Origin of the sequence: Flavobacterium sp. LM5 (genome assembly GCF_002017945.1) — a bacterium.
Taxonomy (GTDB): Bacteria; Bacteroidota; Bacteroidia; order Flavobacteriales; family Flavobacteriaceae; genus Flavobacterium; species Flavobacterium succinicans.
In genome coordinates this window covers 1-4,413 of the sequence record NZ_MUFX01000007.1, presented here as the reverse complement: position 1 = coordinate 4,413, position 4,413 = coordinate 1, and the positions used below count along the sequence as shown (strand labels likewise).

The window sequence follows — 4,413 nt, the reverse complement described above, 5'->3', positions numbered from 1 at the left end:
ATAAGACAAAGAAAAAAGAGTAAGATAATCGAGAGATTAGAATAAACACCGATAGAATTGGATTCGCATAAAAATAGCTTAATTTATTAAGCGCACAATATACGATGAAGAGTTTGATCCTGGCTCAGGATGAACGCTAGCGGCAGGCTTAACACATGCAAGTCGAGGGTATAGTTCTTCGGAACTAGAGACCGGCGCACGGGTGCGTAACGCGTATGCAATCTACCTTTTGCAGAGGATAGCCCAGAGAAATTTGGATTAATACCTCATAGTATGTGAGAATGGCATCATTTTCACATTAAAGTCACAACGGCAAAAGATGAGCATGCGTCCCATTAGCTAGTTGGTAAGGTAACGGCTTACCAAGGCAACGATGGGTAGGGTCCTGAGAGGGAGATCCCCCACACTGGTACTGAGACACGGACCAGACTCCTACGGGAGGCAGCAGTGAGGAATATTGGACAATGGGCGCAAGCCTGATCCAGCCATGCCGCGTGCAGGATGACGGTCCTATGGATTGTAAACTGCTTTTGTACAGGAAGAAACACTCCCTCGTGAGGGAGCTTGACGTACTGTAAGAATAAGGATCGGCTAACTCCGTGCCAGCAGCCGCGGTAATACGGAGGATCCAAGCGTTATCCGGAATCATTGGGTTTAAAGGGTCCGTAGGCGTTTAGTAAGTCAGTGGTGAAAGCCCATCGCTCAACGGTGGAACGGCCATTGATACTGCTAGACTTGAATTATTAGGAAGTAACTAGAATATGTAGTGTAGCGGTGAAATGCTTAGAGATTACATGGAATACCAATTGCGAAGGCAGGTTACTACTAATGGATTGACGCTGATGGACGAAAGCGTGGGTAGCGAACAGGATTAGATACCCTGGTAGTCCACGCCGTAAACGATGGATACTAGCTGTTGGGCGCAAGTTCAGTGGCTAAGCGAAAGTGATAAGTATCCCACCTGGGGAGTACGTTCGCAAGAATGAAACTCAAAGGAATTGACGGGGGCCCGCACAAGCGGTGGAGCATGTGGTTTAATTCGATGATACGCGAGGAACCTTACCAAGGCTTAAATGTAGATTGACCGGTTTGGAAACAGACTTTTCGCAAGACAATTTACAAGGTGCTGCATGGTTGTCGTCAGCTCGTGCCGTGAGGTGTCAGGTTAAGTCCTATAACGAGCGCAACCCCTGTTGTTAGTTGCCAGCGAGTCATGTCGGGAACTCTAACGAGACTGCCAGTGCAAACTGTGAGGAAGGTGGGGATGACGTCAAATCATCACGGCCCTTACGCCTTGGGCTACACACGTGCTACAATGGCCGGTACAGAGAGCAGCCACTGGGTGACCAGGAGCGAATCTACAAAGCCGGTCACAGTTCGGATCGGAGTCTGCAACTCGACTCCGTGAAGCTGGAATCGCTAGTAATCGGATATCAGCCATGATCCGGTGAATACGTTCCCGGGCCTTGTACACACCGCCCGTCAAGCCATGGAAGCTGGGGGTGCCTGAAGTCGGTGACCGCAAGGAGCTGCCTAGGGTAAAACTGGTAACTAGGGCTAAGTCGTAACAAGGTAGCCGTACCGGAAGGTGCGGCTGGAACACCTCCTTTCTAGAGCCTTAGTGTTAGCGTAAAGCACGCTAAGGAAAAAGAAGAAGATTTTAAAGGTGCTATGACACCGATTATATTACTCTTGCTGTTAATTTAAAGAAATTGAATAAAGAATTAAGTAAAAAACAGAGTCTCGTAGCTCAGCTGGTTAGAGTACTACACTGATAATGTAGGGGTCGGCAGTTCGAGTCTGCCCGGGACTACTATTTACACTTAATTAGGAAATTCTAGAGGTTGAAATCCTTTTTTTTTGGAATTTGGAATTTAAAAATTTGGAATTTTACAAAAAATGGGGGATTAGCTCAGCTGGCTAGAGCGCCTGCCTTGCACGCAGGAGGTCAACGGTTCGACTCCGTTATTCTCCACAAGATAGTATCAAGATGATAGTATCAAGAATTAAGACAATAAGGTCTTAGTACTTAATACAGAATACTTAATACTTATTTAAAGTTCATTGACATATTGAGATAAGAAATAATAAAAAGTAGAAAGCAGTTTTCTCTGATTTATTAGAGAAAGCGAAAAAAAACGGTCATAATTAATTTTATGATTGGTACAATAAGCAAAATAAGGGCGTATGGGGGATGCCTAGGCTCTCAGAGGCGAAGAAAGGCGTGATAAGCTGCGAAAAGCTACGGGGATTGGCACACACGAATTGATCCGTAGATACCTGAATGGGGCAACCCACTATGTTGAAGACATAGTACACCGATAGGTGGGCAAACCCGCTGAACTGAAACATCTAAGTAGGCGGAGGAGAAGAAAACAAAAGTGATTCCGTAAGTAGTGGCGAGCGAACGCGGATTAGCCCAAACCAATGTTGTTACGGCAATGTTGGGGTTGTAGGACCACGAGATTTCTTGCATAAAGAATTAGAATCTACTGGAAAGTAGAGCCAAAGAAGGTGATAGCCCTGTATAAGTAATGAATGTAAAGGATAGTGGTATCCTGAGTAGGGCGGGGCACGTGAAACCCTGTCTGAATTTGGCGGGACCATCCGCTAAGGCTAAATACTCCTGAGAGACCGATAGTGAACCAGTACCGTGAGGGAAAGGTGAAAAGAACCGTGAATAACGGAGTGAAATAGATCCTGAAACCATACGCTTACAAGCGGTCGGAGCCCTTTCGTGGGGTGACGGCGTGCCTTTTGCATAATGAGCCTACGAGTTAACGTTGCTGGCAAGGATAAGTGGTTAAGCCACGGATCCGTAGCGAAAGCGAGTCTGAATAGGGCGCTTTAGTCAGTAGTGTTAGACGCGAAACCGTGTGATCTACCCATGGGCAGGATGAAGCGCTGGTAACACAGTGTGGAGGTCCGAACCGGTTGACGTTGAAAAGTCTTCGGATGACCTGTGGGTAGGGGTGAAAGGCCAATCAAACTCGGAAATAGCTCGTACTCCCCGAAATGCATTTAGGTGCAGCGTTATTTTAGTTATATAGAGGTAGAGCTACTGATTGGATGCGGGGGCTTCACCGCCTACCAATTCCTGACAAACTCCGAATGCTATATAATGATTGATAACAGTGAGGGCTTGGGTGCTAAGGTCCAAGTCCGAGAGGGAAAGAACCCAGACCATCAGCTAAGGTCCCCAAATATATGTTAAGTTGAAAGAACGAGGTTTGTCTGCCCAGACAGCTAGGATGTTGGCTTGGAAGCAGCCATTCATTTAAAGAGTGCGTAACAGCTCACTAGTCGAGCGGACGAGCATGGATAATAATCGGGCATAAACATATTACCGAAGCTATGGATTTACAAGCAATTGTAAGTGGTAGGGGAGCATTCTAACAGGGTTGAAGGTGTGTCGTAAGGCATGCTGGACTGGTTAGAAAAGAAAATGTAGGCATAAGTAACGATAATGCGGGCGAGAAACCCGCACACCGAAAGACTAAGGTTTCCACAGCTATGCTAATCAGCTGTGGGTTAGTCGGGACCTAAGGCGAACCCGAAAGGGACAGTCGATGGCCAACGGGTTAATATTCCCGTACTACTGATTACTGTGATGGGGTGACGGAGTGATGAAAGCGCCGCGAACTGACGGAATAGTTCGTTGAAGTACCTACCTATAAGCTGCGCAGGCAAATCCACGCGGCTTGGGGAAATACGATAGTACTCGGAGACTTCGGTCAAAGAGATAGTGCGCCTAAGGGCTTCCAAGAAAAACCTCTAAACTTCAGGTAATTAGTACCCGTACCGTAAACCGACACAGGTAGTCGAGGAGAGAATCCTAAGGTGCTCGAGAGATTCATGGCTAAGGAATTAGGCAAAATAGACCCGTAACTTCGGGAGAAGGGTCGCCCCGAGTAATCGGGGCCGCAGTGAAGAGGTCCAGGCGACTGTTTATCAAAAACACAGGGCTCTGCAAAATCGTAAGATGAAGTATAGGGCCTGACACCTGCCCGGTGCTGGAAGGTTAAGAGGAGATGTTATCTTCGGAGAAGCATTGAATTGAAGCCCCAGTAAACGGCGGCCGTAACTATAACGGTCCTAAGGTAGCGAAATTCCTTGTCGGGTAAGTTCCGACCTGCACGAATGGTGTAACGATCTGGACACTGTCTCAGCCATGAGCTCGGTGAAATTGTAGTAACGGTGAAGATGCCGTTTACCCGCAGTGGGACGAAAAGACCCTGTGCACCTTTACTATAGCTTAGTATTGACCTTGGATAAATGATGTGTAGGATAGGTTGGAGACTGTGAAGTGGCGTCGCTAGGCGTTGTGGAGTCATTGTTGAAATACAACCCTTTGTTTATCTGAGGCCTAACTCTCGATAGAGAGGACATTGCTTGGTGGGTAGTTTGACTGGG

The 4,413-nt window shown here is 47.0% G+C and carries 2 tRNA genes and 2 rRNA genes; all 4 read left to right on the top strand.

The window, feature by feature from the left end:
- Positions 1 to 101 precede the first annotated feature (101 nt).
- Positions 102 to 1,610: ribosomal RNA gene (locus BXU11_RS15890) — 16S ribosomal RNA — on the top strand.
- Between the two features lie 129 nt (positions 1,611 to 1,739).
- Positions 1,740 to 1,813: transfer RNA gene (locus BXU11_RS15885), tRNA-Ile, on the top strand.
- 88 nt (positions 1,814 to 1,901) lie between these two features.
- Positions 1,902 to 1,975, top strand: a tRNA-Ala gene (locus BXU11_RS15880).
- 191 nt (positions 1,976 to 2,166) lie between these two features.
- A 23S ribosomal RNA gene (locus tag BXU11_RS15875) occupies positions 2,167 to 4,413 on the top strand; the annotation flags it as partial.